At 74.0% G+C, this 19,929-nt stretch carries 1 protein-coding gene; it reads left to right on the forward strand.

Annotation, left to right across the window (positions count from 1 at the left end):
- The first annotated feature begins 24 nt into the window (after window positions 1-24).
- Window positions 25-19,845 (forward strand): SDR family NAD(P)-dependent oxidoreductase, encoded by a 19,821-nt coding sequence (locus FH715_RS04730; protein ID WP_425472671.1) that lies wholly within the window; start codon window positions 25-27, stop codon window positions 19,843-19,845.
- Window positions 19,846-19,929 lie beyond the last annotated feature (84 nt).

Raw genomic sequence — 19,929 nt, forward strand, 5'->3', positions numbered from 1 at the left:
CTCGACTACCTCCGGCGGGCCACCGTGGACCTCCAGGAGATGCGCGGCAAGCTGCGCGACGCCGAGGAACGCGAGGTCGAGCCCATCGCCGTCGTCGGCATGGCCTGCCGCTTCCCCGGCGGTGTCGAGTCCCCCGAGGACCTGTGGCGGCTGCTCGCCGAAGGCCGGGACGCCGTCACCGAGTTCCCCACCGACCGCGGCTGGGACCTGGCGGCGCTCTACGACCCGGACCCCACCCGCTCCGGCACCTCCTACAGCCGGCACGGCGCCTTCGTCCACGACGCGCCCGACTTCGACCCCGCCTTCTTCGGGATCTCCCCCCGCGAGGCAGCCGCGATGGACCCGCAGCAGCGGATGCTGCTGGAAACCTCCTGGGAGGCGCTCGAACGCGCCGGCATCGCGCCCGACACCCTGCGCGGCAGCCGGGCCGGGGTCTTCGTCGGCACCAACGGCCAGGACTACGCGGTGCGGCTCGCCACCGGCATCCCCGAGGGCTACGAGGGCTACCTCGGCACCGGCAACGCCGCCAGCATCCTCTCCGGCCGGCTCTCCTACACCCTCGGCTTCGAGGGCCCCGCCCTCACCATCGACACCGCCTGCTCCTCCTCGCTCGTCGCCCTCCACCTCGCGGTGCACGCGCTGCGGCACGGCGAATGCCCCGTCGCCCTCGCCGGCGGCGTCACCGTGATGTCCACACCCGGCGTCTTCGTCGACTTCAGCCGACAGCGCGGGCTGGCCCAGGACGGCCGCTGCAAGGCGTTCGCCGACGGCGCCGACGGCACCGCCTGGGGCGAGGGCGCCGGCATGCTGCTGCTGGAACGCCTCTCCGACGCCCAGCGCAACGGCCACCGGGTGCTGGCCGTCATCCGCGGCTCGGCCGTCAACCAGGACGGCGCCTCCAACGGCCTCACCGCGCCCAACGGCCCCTCCCAACGCCGCGTCATCCGGCAGGCGTTGGCCGCGTCGGGGCTCACCGCCGCGCAGGTCGACGCCGTCGAGGCGCACGGCACCGGCACCCGGCTCGGCGACCCCATCGAGGCGCAGGCGCTGCTCGCCACCTACGGCCAGGGCCGGCCGGCCGACCGGCCGCTGTGGCTGGGCTCCGTGAAGTCCAACATCGGCCACACCCAGGCCGCCGCCGGCGTGGTCGGCGTGATGAAGATGATCCTCGCCATGCGACACGGCGAACTGCCGCGCACCCTCCACGTCGACGAGCCGTCCAGCCACGTCGACTGGTCGACCGGCGCGGTCTCCCTGCTCACCGAGCACCGCCCCTGGCCCGAGACCGGACAACGCCGCCGCGCCGGCGTCTCCTCCTTCGGCGTCAGCGGCACCAACGCCCACATCATCCTCGAACAGGCCCCGGAGCCTGCGGAGGCCATCGAGTCGGCCGCGTCCGTTGAGCGGTTGCCGGCGGGGACGGTGTTGCCGTGGGTGTTGTCGGCGCGTGATGCGGGTGCCCTGCGGGCGCAGGCGGCGCGGCTGGTGGAGGCGCTCGGGGACGAGGAACTGGTCGATGTGGGGCGGGCGTTGGTGACGTCGCGGGCGTTGTGGGAGCACCGTGCGGTGGTGGTGGCCGGTGAACGTGCGGAGTTCGTGGCCGCGTTGACCGCGCTGGCCGAGGGCCGTCCCAGCGGCGCCGTGGTCACCGGGGTCGCGGACGAACCGGGTCGGGTCGGGTTCCTGTTCTCGGGGCAGGGTGCGCAGCGGTTGGGGATGGGGCGTGAACTGGCCGCCCGTTTCCCGGTGTTCGGGGCGGCGCTGGATGAGGCGTTGGCGGAGTTCGATCCCTCGGTGGCCGAGGTGTTGTTCGGTGAGGACGAGGAGGCGTTGAACGAGACGGGGTTCACTCAGCCGGCGTTGTTCGCGGTGGAGGTGGCGCTGTTTCGGTTGTTGGAGTCGTGGGGTGTGCGGGCGGATGTTCTTGCGGGTCATTCGATTGGTGAGTTGGCGGCGGCGCATGTGGCGGGGGTGTGGTCGCTGTCGGATGCGGCGCGGGTGGTGGCGGCGCGTGCGGGGTTGATGCAGGCGTTGCCGTCCGGTGGGGCGATGGTGGCGGTGCGGGCGAGTGAGGCGGAGGTGTTGCCGACGCTGAGCGGGAACGTGGGTGTCGCTGCCGTCAACGGGCCGTCCTCCGTGGTGGTTTCGGGTGCCGAGGGCGATGTGGAGGCGGTCGCCGAGCACTGGCGTGGGCAGGACCGCAAGGTGACGCGGCTGCGGGTGAGTCATGCGTTCCACTCGCCGTTGATGGATCCGATGCTGGAGGACTTCCGTCGGGTCCTGACCGAGGTCACCTATGGCACACCGGCTTTGCCGGTGGTGTCGACGTTGACGGGTGGGTTGGTGTCGGCGGAGGAGTGGGCGGAGCCGGAGTACTGGGTGCGGCATGTGCGGGAGGCGGTGCGGTTCGCCGATGCTGTCGGCAGCCTGGTGGGTGAGGGGGTGTCGACGTTTGTCGAGGTGGGTCCTGGTGGGTCGTTGGCGGCGTTGGGGCAGGAGTCCGCGCCGGACGCGGTGTTCGTTCCGGTGTTGCGTGGTGGTCGTCCCGAGCCGGTGGCGGTGTTGCAGGGAGTCGGTCAACTTCACACGCGTGGTGTCGCGTTGGACTGGTCGGTGTTTCTGGCCGGTGGTGAGGCCGGGCGTGTGGAGTTGCCGACGTACGCGTTCCAGCGGGAGCGCTACTGGCTGGACGCACCGGCCGCCTACAGGACCGCCGACCCTGCATCGGTGGCAGACGGGTGGCGGTATCGGGTGGAGTGGCGGCCGGTGGCGGTCGGGGATGCGGTGTTGGCGGGGGAGTGGTTGGTGGTGGCGCCTGAGGGGGATGCGCGTGCGGGTTGGGTGGGTGAGGTGTTGGCGGCGCGGGGTGCGCGGGTGCGTGTGGTTTCGGTGGAGTCGGGTGTGGGGGGCTGGTCGGAGCGGCTCTCGGGTGGGTCCGATCTGGCGGGTGTGGTGTCGTTGTTGGGGTTGGTTGACACGGTGGCGTTGCTTGGTGTGGGGCTTTCGGTTCGGGTGTGGGCGGTGACGTCGGGTGCGGTGGCGGCGGTGGCGGGGGATGTGGTGGGTGGTTTTGAGCAGTCGATGGTGTGGGGTTTGGGTCGGGTTGCGGGGTTGGAGCAGGCGGAGCGTTGGGGTGGTCTGGTTGATTTGCCGGAGGGGGAGTGGGACGAGCGGTCGGGTGAGTTGCTGGCCGCTGTTATGGCCGGTGGTGGTGGTGAGGATCAGGTGGCGGTGCGTGAGGGTGGGCTGTGGGGGCGTCGTCTGGTGCCGGCGCCGCGTGGTTCGTCTGTGGCGGCGGGGGGTGGTTGGTCGCCGGGTGGCACGGTGTTGGTGACGGGTGGGCTGGGTGCTTTGGGCGGGCGTGTGGCGCGTTGGTTGGCGGCGAATGGTGCGGAGCGGTTGGTGTTGGCTGGCCGTCGGGGTGGTGCGACGGCGGGTGCTGAGGAACTGCGTGCCGAGCTGGTGGGGTTGGGGGCGGAGGTGACGTTCGCGGCCTGTGATCTGACCGATCGGGATGCCGTCGCCGAACTCCTCGACGGGATACCGTCGTTGACCGCCGTCGTCCACGCCGCCGGCATCGAGCGTTCGGCCGCCGTCGCCGAGCTTGACGCGACCGAGCTGACCGAGGTGCTGGCCGCGAAGGTGGATGGTGCGCGTCATCTGCACGAGCTGCTGGCCGACCGGCCGTTGGACGCCTTTGTCCTCTTCTCCTCCATCGCCGGCATCTGGGGCAGCGGTGGTCAGGGCGCCTACGCCGCTGCCAACGCCTATCTCGACGCATTGGCGGAACACCGTCGGGCCACTGGCCTTCCCGGCACGGCCGTGGCCTGGGGCCCGTGGGACGGCGGCGGCATGGTCGCCAACGCCGGCCAGGGCGCCGCCGACCACCTTCGCCGCCGCGGCCTGCCGGCGATGGCGCCGGCGGTGGCGATCGCGGGCCTGGCTGCCGCCCTGGAGCACGGTGACGGCAACGTGGTGATCGCGGACGTCGACTGGGAACGTTTCGCCGGTACGTTCATGGCGCAGCGCCCCAGCCCGCTGCTGGGTGAACTACCGGCCGTCCGCGCGGCGTTCGAGAGCGAGACGGCCGAGCCCGCCACCTCGGCGTTGGCCCGGCGGCTGGCGGGGCTCGACGAGGCGGAGCAGGAGCGGCAGCTGACGGAGCTGGTCAGGGCCGAGGCCGCCGCGGTCCTCGGGCATGTCTCGGGGGAGGCGTTCTCCGCCACCCGTGCCTTCCGCGACCTGGGTTTCGACTCGCTCAGCGCGATGGAGCTGCGGAGCCGGCTCAACGAGGCGACGGGCGTGGCGCTGCCGGCGACCCTGGTCTTCGACTACCCGACCGCCGCCGCCCTCGCCACCTATCTGCACACCGAGCTGACCGGCGCGAGCGCCGCCGTTCCGGACGCGCCGGCCACGGTCGTCGGCGTCACGGACGAGCCGATCGCCATCGTCGGCATGGCCTGCCGCTTCCCCGGCGGCGTCGAGTCGCCCGAGGACCTGTGGCGTGCGCTGCTCTCCGACGAGGACGCGGTGGGGGAGTTCCCCACCGACCGGGGCTGGGACATCGAGGCGCTGTACGACCCGGACCCCGGCAACCCCGGCACCACCTACAGCCGCAGGGGCGCCTTCCTCGACGGGGTCGCCGAGTTCGACCCCGCGTTCTTCGGGATCTCGCCCCGCGAAGCGCTCGCCATGGACCCGCAGCAGCGGCTGCTGCTGGAGACCTCCTGGGAGGTCCTAGAGCGCGCCGGCGTCGACCCGGAGGCGCTGCGCGGTGAACGGGTCGGCGTCTTCGTCGGCTCCAACATGCAGGACTACGGCTGGGTGTTGGGCGGTGCGGCCGAGGACTTCGGTGGCTATGCCGCGACCGGCAACGCCGCCAGCGTCGCCTCGGGTCGCCTCTCCTACACGTTCGGTTTCGAGGGCCCGGCCGTCACGGTCGACACCGCCTGCTCCTCCTCGCTGGTCGCCCTCCACCTCGCCGTGCAGGCGCTGCGTTCCGGCGAGTGCGAGCTGGCGCTGGCCGGCGGCGTCACGGTGATGTCCACGGCGACCTCCTTCGTCGAGTTCAGCCGGCAGCGCGGGCTTGCCGTCGACGGCCGTTGCAAGGCGTTCGCGGAGAGCGCGGACGGCACCGGGTGGGGCGAGGGCATCGGGATGCTCTTCGTGGAGCGGCTTTCGGACGCCCAGCGGAACGGGCACCAGGTGCTGGCCGTGGTGCGCGGCTCGGCCGTGAACCAGGACGGCGCGTCCAACGGTCTGACGGCGCCGAACGGGCCTTCCCAACAGCGGGTGATCCGGCAGGCGTTGGCGTCGGCCGGGCTGACGGCCGCCGAGGTGGACGTGGTCGAGGCACACGGCACCGGCACCACGCTGGGCGACCCGATCGAGGCGCACGCCCTGTTGGCCACCTACGGCCAGGAACGCCCGGGCGACCCCCTCTGGTTGGGGTCCATCAAGTCGAACATCGGTCACACCCAGGCGGCGGCGGGTGTTGCGGGGATCATCAAGATGGTGCTCGCGATGCGGTATGGGGTGTTGCCGCGCACGTTGCATGTGGATGAGCCGTCGAGTCATGTGGACTGGGCGGCAGGTGCGGTGGAGTTGTTGCGGGAGGAACGGGCTTGGCCGGTGGTGGATCGGCCATGGCGGGCCGGGGTGTCGTCGTTCGGGTTCAGCGGGACGAACGCGCACACCATCATCGAGCAGGCGCCGGTCGCCGAGTCGGCAGAGCTTGAGCCTGAGTCGGTGGGTGGGGCGGGGTTGGTGCCCTGGGTGCTGTCGGCGCGTGACGGGGAGGCGTTGCGGGGACAGGCGGCGCGGCTCCTTGGTCTGGTGGAAGAACACGCACCCGTGGACGTGGGGCTGTCGTTGGCGACTTCGCGTGCGGCGTTGGAACATCGGGCGGCGATCGTCGCGGAGGATCGGGCGGGCTTCCGTGAGGCTCTGGAGGCGTTGGCCGAGGGGCGCCCGAGCGCTGCCGTGACGGTGGGTGTCGTGGACGCACCCGGTCGGGTGGCGTTTCTGTTCTCGGGGCAGGGCGCGCAGCGGCTCGGGATGGGCCGTGAACTGGCGGCCCGCTACCCGGTGTTCGCCGACGCGTTGCACGAGGCGCTGGGGCACTTCGATCCCTCGGTCACCGAGGCGCTGTTCGGCGAGGACGAAGCCGTCCTGAACGAGACGGGGTTCACCCAGCCGGCGCTGTTCGCGGTGGAGGTCGCGCTGTTCCGGCTCCTCGCATCGTGGGGTGTGCGGGCGGATGTCCTCGCGGGGCACTCGATCGGTGAGTTGGCCGCCGCGCATGTGGCCGGTCTCTGGTCGCTGTCGGATGCGGCGAAGGTGGTGGCGGCGCGTGCCGGGTTGATGCAGGCGTTGCCGGCCGGTGGGGCGATGGTCGCGATCCGGGCGACCGAGGACGAGGTGTCGCCGACGCTGCCGGTCTCTGTCGGCATCGCCGCCGTCAACGGGCCGTCGTCGGTGGTGGTTTCGGGCGCCGAGGCGGAGGTCGAGGCGGTCGCCGAGCACTGGCGCGGCCAGGGCCGCAAGGTGACGCGGCTGCGGGTGAGTCACGCGTTCCACTCGCCGCTGATGGACCCGATGCTGGAGGACTTCCGCCGGGTCCTCGAAGGGGTCACCTACGGCACGCTCACCCTGCCGATCGTGTCCACGCTCACCGGGCGGTCCGTATCGGCCGAGGAGCTGGCCGATCCCGCCTACTGGGTGCGGCACGTCCGCGAGGCGGTGCGTTTCGCCGACGCCGTCACCACGCTCGCCGACCAGGGCATAGCCACCTTCCTTGAGATAGGTCCGGGCGGGACGCTCTCCGCCCTCGGCCAGGAGTCGGCGCCCGAGGCCGCGTTCATCCCGGCGCTGCGCACCGACCGGGACGAGCCGGTGGCCGTCGTCACCGCCGTCGGGCAACTGCACGTGGCCGGAGTGCCGTTGAAGTGGTCGGCGTTCTTCGCGGACAGCGGTGCCCGACGAGTCGAGTTGCCGACCTACGCGTTCCAGCGGGAACGGTTCTGGCCCGATGTCCTGCCGCTGATCGGCAATGTCGCGGCGGCCGGGCTGGGTTCGGCCGAGCATCCGCTGTTGGGCGCGACCATCGCGCTCGGCGGCACGGACGGAACGCTGCTGACCGGTCGGTTGTCCGTTCAGACCCACCCCTGGCTGGCCGATCACGCGATCCAGGGCATGGTGCTGCTCCCCGGAACCGCCTTCGTCGAGCTGGCGGTGCGGGCCGGTGACCAGGTCGGGTGCGATCTGGTGGAGGAGTTGACGCTGGAGGCTCCGCTGATCCTGCCGGCGAGCGGCTCGGTGCGGGTGCAGGTGTCGGTGGGCGCGGAGGACGGTTCGGGCCGTCGCGAACTGACCCTCTACTCCGGTGACGGAGAGGTGGCCGACGACGGTCGGGCGTGGACGCGGCACGCGACGGGTGTGGTGCGTGCCGGGGGCCGGGCCGAGGAGCCGGGGCTGGCCGAGTGGCCTCCGGCCGGGGCCGAGGCCGTCGATCTCGACGGCTTCTACGAGCGGATGGCGAGCGGCGGCTTTGGCTATGGGCCGGTGTTCCGTGGGCTGCGGGCGGCGTGGCGCGTGGGTGGTGACGTGTTCGCCGAGGTGGCGCTGCCGGAGGGCGTCAAGGCGGAGGGCTTCGGGCTGCACCCGGCGTTGCTGGACGCCGCGCTGCACGCCGTCGGTCTGCTGCCCGACGCCGATGGCACCGGCAGGTTGCCGTTCTCCTGGTCCGGGGTGCGGCTGCACGCGGCCGGGGCCCGGGCGCTGCGGGTGCGGATGACGCCGGTGGGTGCCGAGGGCGTGTCGCTGGCGGTCGCGGACGGAACCGGGGCGCCGGTCGCCTCCGTTGAGACGCTGGTGCTGCGCCCTGCCGCGCTCGAACAGCCAGGCGTGGAGGGGCTTTTCGGTATCGACTGGGTGCCGCTGCCGGCCGGCGATGCGGACCAGCCCGTGGTCGAGTGGACCGACCTCGACGCGTTGGCCTCGGCGGCCGAGCTGCCGGACGTGGCGGTCCTCTCCTGCCCGGTCGGCTCGGGCGTCGACCCGGCCGCCGACGCGCACGCCGTGGCGCACTGGGCGTTGAGCACGGTCCAGAGCTGGCTGACCGAGGCACGGTTCGACTCCACCCGGCTCGCCCTGGTGACGCGCGGTGCGATCCCCGCCGACGCCGAGGAGGCGGTGGGGGATGTGGCGCAGGCGGCGGTGTGGGGGTTGGTGCGCTCCGCGCAGTCGGAGAACCCGGACCGGATCGTGCTGCTCGACCTGGACGACGCCGAAGCCTCCGTCGAGGCGCTGCCCGGTGCGTTGGCCACCGGGGAGCCTCAACTGGCCCTACGTGGGGGTGAGATACGGGTGCCGCGACTTGCCAGGGTGGAACGGCAGGTCGTTGAGGACCCGGGTTTTGGTGCGGGTGAGGTGTTGGTGACGGGGGCGACGGGGACCCTGGGTGGTCTCGTGGCGCGGCATCTGGTGGCGGAACGAGGTGTCTCGCGCCTGTTGTTGGTGAGTCGGCGCGGTGCGTCGGCCGAGGGTGCGGAGGAGCTGCGGGAGGAACTGCGGGCGGCGGGTGCGGAGGTGTCCTTCGCGGCCTGTGATGTCTCCGAACGGGCGGCTGTGGAAGCGTTGTTGGCTGAGCGTGAGGTGACGGCCGTGGTGCACACGGCTGGCGTGTTGGACGACGGGACGATCGGTTCGCTCACCCCGGAGCGGATCGACGCGGTCTTCCGGCCGAAGGTGGACGCGGCGTGGCATCTGCATGAACTGACGCGGGACCGCGGCCTGTCGGCGTTTGTGCTGTTCTCCTCGGTGGCCGGTGTGTTGGGTGGTCCGGGGCAGGGGAACTATGCGGCGGCCAACGCGTTCCTCGACGCGCTGGCGCAGCGGCGGCGGGCCGCTGGGTTGCCCGCCACCTCGCTCGCCTGGGGGCTGTGGGCGAGCGAGGGCGGTATGGCGGGGAGTCTGGGCGCGGAGGACACGCGTCGGATCACGGGTGGTGGGCTGGTTCCCATCGAGCCCGACGAGGGTCTGGCGCTCTTCGACGCGGCGGCCACCACCGGGCGGGCACTGCTGGCGCCCGTTCCGCTGGACCTGCCGACCTTGCACCGTCAGGCGCGGACCCAGCCGGTGCCGCCGTTGCTGCGTGGTCTGGTGCGGGCGCCGGCGCGCCGCACGGCCGCCGCTGGTGCCGCCGCCGACGGGTCGGCGTTGGCGCGGTCGTTGGCGGGGTTGACGGAGGTGGAGCGGGAGAAGGCGCTGCTGGAGCTGGTGCGCACCCACGCGGCGACGGTGCTGGGGCACAACTCCGCGCACGCCGTCGCTCCGGATCGGGCCTTCCGCGAGTTGGGCTTCGACTCGCTCAGCTCGGTGGAGTTGCGTAATCGTCTCAATGGCGCGACGGAGCTGCGGTTGCCGGCGACGTTGGTCTTCGACTATCCGACGCCCGCCGCGTTGGCGGCGTTCATCGGTTCGGAGTTTGTCGGTGCCTCGGTCGTCGTTGAGCCGAGGCGTGCCACGGCGACGGTGGTGGCGACGGATGAGCCGATCGCCATCGTTGGGATGGCCTGCCGTTATCCGGGCGGGGTGGACTCGCCGGAGGCTCTGTGGCGGTTGGTGCTGGAGGGAACGGATGCCGTCAGCGAGTTCCCCACCAACCGTGGTTGGGACCTCGATGCGCTCTACCACCCCGATCCGGAGCACGCCGGCAGCTCCTACGCCCGTGAGGGTGGCTTCCTCTACGACGCGGACCAGTTCGATCCGGCGTTCTTCGGGATCTCGCCGCGTGAGGCCCTGGCGATGGACCCGCAGCAGCGGTTGCTGCTGGAGACGTCCTGGGAGGCGTTCGAGCGTGCCGGGATCGATCCGCACGCGGTGCGCGGCAGCGCGGTCGGGGTGTTCGCGGGTGTGATGTACCACGACTATGTCGCCCGGCTGCGTTCCGTCTCCGAGGAGGTCGAGGGCTACCTCGGGACCGGGGGGTCCGGCAGCGTGGCGTCCGGTCGTGTCGCCTACGCCCTGGGCCTGGAGGGGCCGGCGGTCACGGTCGACACCGCCTGCTCCTCGTCGCTGGTCGCGCTGCACTGGGCCGCCCAGGCGATCCGCCAGGGCGAGTGCCGGATGGCGCTGGCCGGCGGCGTCACCGTGATGGCCACGCCGAGTACCTTTGTCGACTTCAGTCGACAGCGCGGGTTGGCGTCGGACGGGCGCTGCAAGTCGTTCTCCGACGACGCGGACGGCACCGGCTGGGGTGAGGGCGTCGGGATGCTGCTGGTGGAGCGGCTCTCCGACGCCCGCCGCAACGGCCACCCGGTCCTCGCCGTGCTTCGCGGCTCCGCGGTCAACCAGGACGGTGCGTCCAACGGTCTGACGGCGCCGAACGGTCCTTCCCAACAGCGGGTGATCCGGCAGGCGTTGGGTTCCGCGGGACTCAGCGCGTCCGAGGTGGACGCGGTGGAGGCGCACGGCACGGGCACCACGTTGGGTGACCCGATCGAGGCGCAGGCGCTGCTCGCGACCTACGGCCAGGACCGTTCCGGCGAGGAGCCGCTGTGGCTGGGCTCCATCAAGTCGAACATCGGGCACACCCAGGCCGCCGCCGGCGTCGCCGGAATCATCAAGATGGTGATGGCCATGCGGTACGGCCAGCTGCCGCCCACGCTGCACGTCGGCGAACCGTCCAGCAACGTGGACTGGTCGGCCGGTGACGTGCGGCTGCTGTCGGAGGCCAGGCCCTGGCCGGAGACCGACCGCCCCCGTCGTGCCGCGGTGTCCTCGTTCGGCATCAGCGGGACGAACGCGCACACGATCATCGAGCAGGTTCCGGAGCCGGAGTACGCCCCGACGGCGGGCGGGGGGCTGTTGCCCTGGGTGGTGTCGGCGCGTGGTGAGGCGGGGCTGCGCGACCAGGCCGCGCGGCTGCGCCAACACCTGGACGGGCGGCCCGAGTTGGCGGCCACGGATGTGGCGTTCTCGCTGGCGACGTCTCGGGCGCCGTTCGAGCACCGGGCGGTGGTTCTGGGTGCGGATCGAGCGGCGTTGTGGGACGGGTTGGCGGCGTTGGCGGAGGGGCGTCCGTCGACGGGCGTCTTCAGCGGCACCGTCGCCGCCGGTGGTCTCGGGTTCCTCTTCTCTGGTCAGGGCTCGCAGCGGCTCGGCATGGGCCGCGAACTCGCCGCCCGCTACCCGGTGTTCGCCGACGCGTTGCACGAGGCGCTGGGGCACTTCGATCCGGCGGTCGCCGAGGTGCTGTTCGGCGAGGACGAAGTCGTCCTGAACGAGACGGGGTTCACCCAGCCGGCGCTGTTCGCCGTCGAGGTCGCGCTCTTCCGGCTCCTCGCATCATGGGGAGTGCGCGCGGATGTCCTCGCGGGCCACTCGATCGGTGAACTGGCCGCCGCGCATGTCGCGGGCCTGTGGTCCCTGTCCGACGCGGCGAAGGTGGTGGCCGCGAGGGCCGGGCTGATGCAGGCGTTGCCGGCCGGTGGGGCGATGGTCGCGATCCGGGCGACCGAGGACGAGGTGTCGCCGACGCTGAACAGAAACGTCGGCATCGCCGCCGTCAACGGGCCCTCGTCGGTGGTGGTTTCGGGTGACGCGGAAGAGGTTGAGGCGGTCGCCGAGCACTGGCGCGGGGAGGGCCGCAAGGTCACCCGGCTGCGGGTCAGCCACGCGTTCCACTCGCCGTTGATGGATCCGATGCTGGAGGACTTCCGCCGGGTCCTCGAAGGGGTCACCTACGGCACGCCCACCCTGCCGATCGTCTCCACCCTGACCGGCCGCCCGGCCACCCCCGAGGAGCTGAGCGATCCCGCGTACTGGGTGCGGCACGTGCGGGAGGCGGTGCGTTTCGCCGACGCCGTCAGCCTGTTGGCAGAGGAGGGCGTGGTCACGTTCGTCGAGATAGGCCCGGGTGGGACGCTTTCCGCCCTCGGCCAGGAGTCGGCGCCCGAGGCCGCGTTCATCCCGGCGCTGCGCGCCGACCGGGACGAGGAGTCGGCGCTGCTCGCCGCCCTCGCCCAGGCCCACATCCGTGGCGTCGCCCTCGACTGGCCCGCGTTCTTCCCCGACACCCCCACCCGCGTCGACCTGCCCACCTACGCCTTCCAACACCGTCGCTACTGGCTGGAGACCGGTGTCGGCGCGGGCGATCTGGACGCGGCGGGGCTCGGCGCGGCCGGGCATCCGCTGCTGGGCGCGCTGGTGGAGCCGGCCGACGGGGACGGTCTGTTCCTCACCGGCAGGCTGTCGGTGGAGTCCCATCCGTGGCTGGCGGACCACGTGGTGCAGGGGGCGGTGCTGCTGCCCGGAACGGCGCTGCTGGACCTGGCGGTCCGCGCCGGTGACCAGGTCGGCTGCGAGCTGGTGGAGGAGTTGACGCTGGAGACGCCCCTGGTGGTCCCCGAACGGGGCGGCGTGCGGGTGCAGTTGCGGGTCGGCGAGCCGGACGCGTCCGGGCGGCGGCAGGTGGCGGTGCACGCCCGCGAGGACGAGGCGGAGCCGTGGGCGCGGCACGCCAGCGGGGTGCTGGCGCCCGCCGGGCCCGCGCCTTCGGGCGTCGCCGAGTTGGCGGCCTGGCCGCCGGCCGGCGCGGAACCTGTCGAACTGGCAGGGCTGTACGACCGGTTGGAGGACGGTGGCTTCGCCTACGGGCCGGTGTTCCAGGGGCTGCGGGCGGCCTGGCGGCGCGGCGACGAGGTGTTCGCCGAGGTGGCGCTGGCGCCGGAGGTGGCGACGGACGGCTTCGGGCTGCACCCGGCGCTGCTGGACGCGGCGCTGCACGCGGTGGCGCTGACCGGCGGCGAGGGCGGGCTGCCGTTCTCCTGGGCCGGGGCGCGGCTGCACGCGTCCGGCGCGACGGTGCTGCGGGTGCGGGTGACGCCGGCGGGGCCGGACAGGTTGGCGCTGGCGGTGGCGGACGGGGCGGGTGCCCCGGTGGCCGACATCGAGTCGCTGGTGCTGCGGCCGGTGTCGGCGGCGGTGGCGCGGCAGGGCTGGGAGTCGCTGTTCCGGCTGGACTGGGTGCCGGCACCGGTGGCGGCCGGTGGCACGGTGCGTGTGGCGGAGTTCGCCGACCTGGCGGCGATCCGCGCGGCGCTGGACGCCGGGCAGGAGCTGCCGGAGAGCGTGGTGGTGCGGCTCGCGGGGCCGGACGGTGGGACATCGGTGCGGCAACGGGCCCTGGAAACGGTGGAGTTGCTGCGTGGCTGGCTGGACGAGGAGCGGTGTGCCGCGTCCCGGCTGGTGCTGGTGACCGGCGGCGCGGTCGCGGTCGGCGCCGACGACGGCGCGCCGGACCCGGCGTTGGCGGCGGTGTGGGGTCTGGTGCGCACCGCGCAGGTGGAGAACCCCGAACGGTTCGTGCTGGTCGACCACGACGGTGTCGGCGACGACGGCGGGTGGCGCTCCGCGTTGGCGTCGGGCGAGCCGCAGCTGGCGGTGCGGGACGGGCGGACGTTTGTCGCCCGGCTCGCGCGGGTGCGGCCCGAGGCCGCGCGGGAGCCGGTGTTCGGCGAGGACAGCGTGGTGCTGGTGACGGGCGCCTCGGGCGCGTTGGGTGGCCTCGTCGCCCGCCATCTGGTCGCCGAACACGGTGTGCGTGGGCTGGTGTTGGCCAGCCGGCGCGGCCGGGTCGGCGGGTTGCACGAGGAGTTGACGGAGGCGGGCGCCGAAGTCGCCTCCGTCGCCTGTGACGTGTCGGACCGTGAGGCGTTGGCCGCGCTGCTGGAGGCGCATCCGGTGACGGCGGTCGTGCACACCGCCGGGGTGCTGGCGGACGCCACCATCGGCACGCTGACGGCCGAACAGATCGACGAGGTGTTCCGGCCGAAGGTGGACGCGGCCCGGCATCTGGACGAGCTGACGCGCGAGTGGGACCTGTCGGCGTTCGTCCTGTTCTCCTCGGTGGCGGGCACGCTGGGCGCGCCGGGGCAGGGCAACTACGCCGCGGCCAACGCGTTCCTCGACGCCCTGGCCGCCGACCGGCGGGCCGCGGGGCTGCCGGCGACCTCGCTGGCCTGGGGGCTGTGGGCGGACGGCATGGGGGCCGCGGTGGCGAACGCCGCCGAGCACGGCCTTTCCGCGGAGGAGGGCGTGGCCCTCTTCGACCTGGCCACCGCCGCCGACGATCCGGTGCTGCTGCCGATGCGGCTCGACCTGCGGGCGGTGCGGCAACTGCCCGTGGTGCCGCCGGTCTTCGGCGGGCTGGTGCGGACCACGGGCCGCCGCGTCGCGGGCGGCGGGGCCGACCCGGCCGGCGCCCTCCGGGAGCGGCTGGCGCCGCTGACCGAGGCGGAGCGGGAGCGGGCGGTGCTGGAGCTGGTGCGCACCCAGGTCGCGTCGGTGCTCGGGCACGCCGGGCCGGAGGCGGTGCCCGCCGGCCGGGCGTTCACCGAGCTGGGCTTCGACTCGCTGACCGCCGTCGACCTGCGGAACCGGCTCAACACGGCGACCGGGCTGCGCCTTCCGGCGACCCTGGTCTTCGACTACCCGACGCCCGCCGCGCTGGCCGGCTTCGTCGGCGGCGAGTTCGCCGGTGCCGCGCCCGCCGCCGCCGGGGCGGCGCCCGTCGCGCCCGTCGCGGTGGACGAGCCGATCGCCATCGTCGGGATGGCCTGCCGCTACCCGGGCGGGGTGCGTTCCCCCGAGGACCTGTGGCGGCTGGTCGCGGACGGCGCGGAGGGCGTCACGCCCTTCCCGACGGAACGCGGCTGGGACCTCGACGCGCTCTACGACCCGTCGGGTGAACGCGTCGGCAGTTCCTACACCCGCGAGGGCGGCTTCCTGCACGACGCGGACCAGTTCGACCCCGCGTTCTTCGGGATCTCCCCGCGCGAGGCCCTCGCCATGGACCCGCAGCACCGGCTGCTGCTGGAGACCTCCTGGGAGGCGTTCGAACGCGCCGGGATCGACCCGCACGCGGTGCGCGGCAGCGCGACCGGGGTCTTCGCCGGCGTGATGTACCACGACTACGCGTCGCAGCTGCACGGCGTGCCGAAGAGCGTCGAGGGCTATCTGGGCACGGGCAACGCGGGCAGCGTCGCCTCGGGCCGGGTCTCCTACACCTTCGGCCTGGAGGGGCCGGCCATGACGGTCGACACGGCCTGCTCCTCGTCGCTGGTGGCGCTGCACCTGGCGGCGCGGGCGCTGCGCTCCGGCGAGTGCGAGCTGGCGCTGGCCGGCGGCGTCACGGTGATGTCGACGCCGGGCGCGTTCGTCGACTTCAGCCGCCAGCAGGGACTGTCGCCCGACGGCCGCTGCCGCTCGTTCTCCGCCGACGCCAACGGCACCGGCTGGGGCGAGGGCGTGGGGATGCTGGTACTGGAGCGGCTCTCCGACGCGCGGCGCAACGGCCACCGGGTGCTGGCGGTGGTGCGGGGCTCGGCGATCAACCAGGACGGTGCGTCCAACGGCCTGACGGCGCCCAACGGCCCCTCGCAACAGCGGGTGATCCGGCAGGCGTTGGCGTCGGCCGGGCTGACCGCGTCCGAGGTGGACGCGGTGGAGGCGCACGGCACGGGCACCACGTTGGGTGACCCGATCGAGGCGCAGGCGCTGCTCGCGACCTACGGCCCCGACCGGGCGGGCGGCGAGCCGCTGTGGCTGGGCTCGTTGAAGTCCAACATCGGCCACACCCAGGCCGCCGCCGGTGTCGGTGGCGTCATCAAGATGGTGATGGCGCTGCGGCACGGGATGCTGCCGAAGACGCTGCACGTCGACGAGCCCTCGCCGCACGTCGACTGGTCGGCGGGCGCGGTGGAGCTGCTGACGGAGGCCAGGCCCTGGCCGGCGGCCGGCCGGCCCCGGCGGGCGGGCGTCTCCTCGTTCGGGTTCAGCGGCACCAACGCGCACGTGATCATCGAGGCGCCCGCCGAGCCCGACCCGGCGCCGGCCGCGCCCGCGCCGCTCGGCCCGTGGCTGGTCTCCGGCCGCACCGAGGGCGCGCTGCGCGACCAGGCGCTGCGGCTGCGGGACCATCTGGCGGACCGGCCCGACGCCGAACCGGCGGCGGTGGCCCGGGCGTTGGCGACCTCGCGGGCCGGGTTCGAACACCGGCTCGCCGTCGTCGGCCGGGATGTGACCGATCTGCTCACCGGGCTCACCGACGCCGCCGAGGGGCGGCTGGGCGGCGGCGTGGTGCTGCGCGGCGTCGCCGAGGAGCACCGCGTCGGGTTCCTCTTCTCGGGCCAGGGCTCGCAGCGGCTCGGGATGGGCCGCGAACTGGCCGCCGTCTTCCCGGTGTTCGCGACCGCGTTGGACGCGGCGTTGGCGGAGTTCGATCCGGCGGTCGCCGAGGCGCTGTTCGGTGAGGACGAGGAGGCGCTGAACGAGACGGGGTTCACCCAGCCGGCGCTGTTCGCCGTCGAGGTCGCACTCTTCCGGCTCCTCGCATCGTGGGGGGTGCGCGCGGACGTGCTGGCCGGGCACTCGATCGGCGAGTTGGCCGCCGCGCATGTCGCGGGCCTGTGGTCCCTGTCGGACGCGGCGAAGGTGGTGGCGGCGCGCGCCGGGCTGATGCAGGCCCTGCCGGCCGGCGGGGCGATGGTCGCGATCCGCGCCACGGAGGCGGAGATCGCGCCCACCCTGGCCGGGAACGTGGACATCGCCGCCGTCAACGGACCCTCGTCCGTGGTGGTTTCGGGTGCCGAGGGCGATGTGGAGGCGGTCGCCGGGCACTGGCGCGGCGAGGGTCGGAAGGTCACCCGGCTGCGGGTCAGTCACGCGTTCCACTCGCCGCTGATGGACCCGATGCTGGAGGACTTCCGCCGGGTCCTCACCGAGGTCACCTACCGCACGCCCACCCTGCCGATCGTCTCCACCCTCACCGGGCGGTCCGTATCGGCCGAGGAACTGGCCGACCCCGGGTACTGGGTGCGGCACGTCCGCGAGGCGGTGCGCTTCGGCGACGCCGTCGCCCGGCTGGACGCGGACGTGCTGGTCGAGATCGGCCCCGGCGGCACGCTCGCCGCGCTCGGCCAGGAGACCGCGCCGGACGCCGCGTTCGTTCCCGCGCTGCGCGCCGACCGGCCGGAGGACGCCGCGCTGCGGACCGCGCTCGCCGAGCTGCATGTGCGGGGGGTGCCCGTCGACTGGGCGGCGTACCACGCGCCGGGCGGCTCGGACGTGGAGCTGCCGACCTACGCGTTCCAGTACCAGCGGTTCTGGCCGGACACGGCGGCCCGGCCGGCGTCCGACGCGACCGGGCTGGGGCTGGGCTCGGCCGACCACGCGCTGCTGGGCGCGGCGGTCACGCCGGCGGACGAGGACACCGTGCTGTTCACCGGCCGGCTGTCGCTGCGGACACACCCGTGGCTGGCCGGGCACGAGATCATGGGCGCGACGCTGCTGCCCGGCACGGCGTTCGTCGAGCTGGCGGTGCGGGCGGGCGACCAGGTGGGGCTCGACCTGGTGGAGGAGCTGACGCTGGAGGCACCGCTGGTGCTCCCCGAACGGGGCGCCGTGCAGGTGCAGTTGCGGGTGGGTGCGCCGGACGGGGCGGGGCGTCGCCCGCTCGCCGTGCACGCCCGCGACGAGGAAGGCGACCCGGCCTGGGCCCGGCACGCCAGCGGCCTGCTGGCCGCCGGCGCCGCCGAACCCGCGCCCGCCGCACCCGGCGCCTGGCCGCCGGCCGGCGCGGAACCGGTCGAACTGGCCGGGTTCTACGAGGCGATGGCCGACGGCGGCTTCCGCTACGGGCCGCCCTTCCGCGGTCTGCGGGCGGCCTGGCGGCGCGGCGACGAGGTGTTCGCCGAGGTGGCGCTGGACGACGACGTGGAGGTCGGCGGCTTCGGGCTGCACCCGGCGCTGCTGGACGCCGCGCTGCACGCGGTCGGCCTGACCGCCGACGCCGCCCAGGGCCTGCCGTTCTCCTGGGCCGGCGTCCGGCTTCACGCGGCGGGCGCCACGGCGCTGCGGGTGCGGCTGGCCCCGGCGGGCGCGGGGGTGTCGCTGTCCGTCGCGGACGGCGCGGGCGCCCCGGTGGCCGACGTGGAGGCGCTGGTGCTGCGCCCCGTGGCGCCGGAGGCCCTCGGCGCGGCGCCCCGCTCGGACGCGCTGTTCCGGGTGGACTGGGTGCCGGCCCCGACGCCGGCTCCCGCGGCGCGGCCGGCAGGCGGCCCGGGCTCGGTGGCGGAGTTCGCCGACTGGGCGGCGATCCGCGCGGCGCTGGACGCGGGGGAGTCCCTGCCGGAACGCGTGGTGGTGCGCCGCTTCGGCGCGCCCGACGCCTCGGCGGCTCGCCAACGCACAGTGGACACACTGGAGTTGCTGCGCGGCTGGCTGGCCGACGAGCGGTGTGCGGCGTCCCGGCTGGTGCTGGTGACCCGTGGCGCGGTCGCGGTCGGCACGGACGACGACGTGCCCGACCTGGCGGGCGCCGCCGTGTGGGGCCTGGCGCGGTCGGCCCGCTCGGAGAACCCGGACCGGCTGGTGCTGCTGGACGTGGACGGCGAGGACGGCTGGAAACCGGCCGTGGCCAGCACCGAACCCGAGCTGGCGGTGCGCGGCGGCGAGGTGTGGGTGCCCCGGCTGGCGCGGGTGCGGCCCGAGCCGGTGGAGGGCGCCGGATTCGGAGCGGGCCCCGTGCTGGTGACGGGCGCCTCCGGGGTGCTGGGCGGACGGGTCGCACGTCGCCTGGTGGCCGAACACGGCGTGCGGCGGCTGGTGTTGGCGAGTCGGGGCGGCCGGTTCGACGGGCTGCGCGAGGAGTTGGAGGCGGCCGGTGCCGAGGTGACGGCCGTGGCGTGTGATGTCGGGGACCGGGAGGCGGTGTCCGGACTGCTGGCCGCGCACCCGGTGACGGCGGTCGTCCATGTGGCCGGTGTGCTGGACGACGCCACCATTCCGTCGCTGACGGCCGAGCGGATCGACACGGTCTTCCGGCCGAAGGTGGACGCCGCCTGGCATCTGCACGAGCTGACCCGAGAGTCGGAGCTGTCGGCGTTCGTGGTGTTCTCCTCGGCGGCCGGAACGTTCGGCAACGCCGGCCAGGGCAACTACGCGGCGGCCAACGCGTTCCTGGACGCCCTGGCCCTGCACCGCAGGGCCGCCGGGCTGCCCGCCACCTCGCTGGCGTGGGGCCTGTGGGCGGGCGAGGACGGGATGGGCGCCCGGCTCGCGGAGACCGGCGCCCTCGGGCTGACGCCCGACGAGGGGCTGGCGCTCTTCGACGCGGTCGCCCTCGGCGCCGACCCCGTCGTCCTGCCGACGCGCCTCGACCTGCGGGCGGTGCGCCAACTCCCCTCCGTGCCACCGCTCTTCAGCGGCCTGGTGCGGACCGCGACCCGCCGGGCCGCGGAGACCGGGATCGACCCGGCCGCCGCGCTGCGCGAGCGGCTGTCCGCCCTGCCGCCGGCCGAGCGGAACTCCGCCCTGGTGGACCTGGTGTGCACGCAGGTCGCCTCGGTGCTGGCGCTGCCGGGGCCGGAGGCGGTGGACGAACGCCGGGCCTTCACCGAGCTGGGCTTCGACTCGCTGACCGCCATCGACCTGCGGAACCGGCTCAACACGGCCACCGGGCTGCGGCTGCCCGCCACCCTGGTCTTCGACCACCCGACGCCGCTCGACCTGGTCGCGCGGCTCGCCGAGGGGCTCGTCGTGGACGAGCCGGCCGACGGGGTGGCGCCGCTCCTCGCCGAGCTGGGCCGGATCGAGGCCGGCCTGGCCTCGATCCGGCCGGGCGACGACTCGGACGACCGGGTCGGTGCGCGGCTGGCGGCGCTGCTGACCGCCTGGCGGGAGAGCCGGGCCGGCGCCGCCGCGGGCGCCTCGGACGACCTCGACGACGCCTCGGACGACGAGATGTTCGACCTGCTCGGCAAGGAGTTCGGCATCTCCTGACCGTTCTCGCCCACCCCGGTGCCCGGCCCGACGGCGCGCCACGCCCCCCACCTGCTCGATGTTTCCCTGGAGTTGAGACGGCAT

The organism is Streptomyces sedi, from assembly GCF_006335015.1.
GTDB classification, from domain to species: Bacteria; Actinomycetota; Actinomycetes; order Streptomycetales; family Streptomycetaceae; genus Streptomyces; species Streptomyces sedi.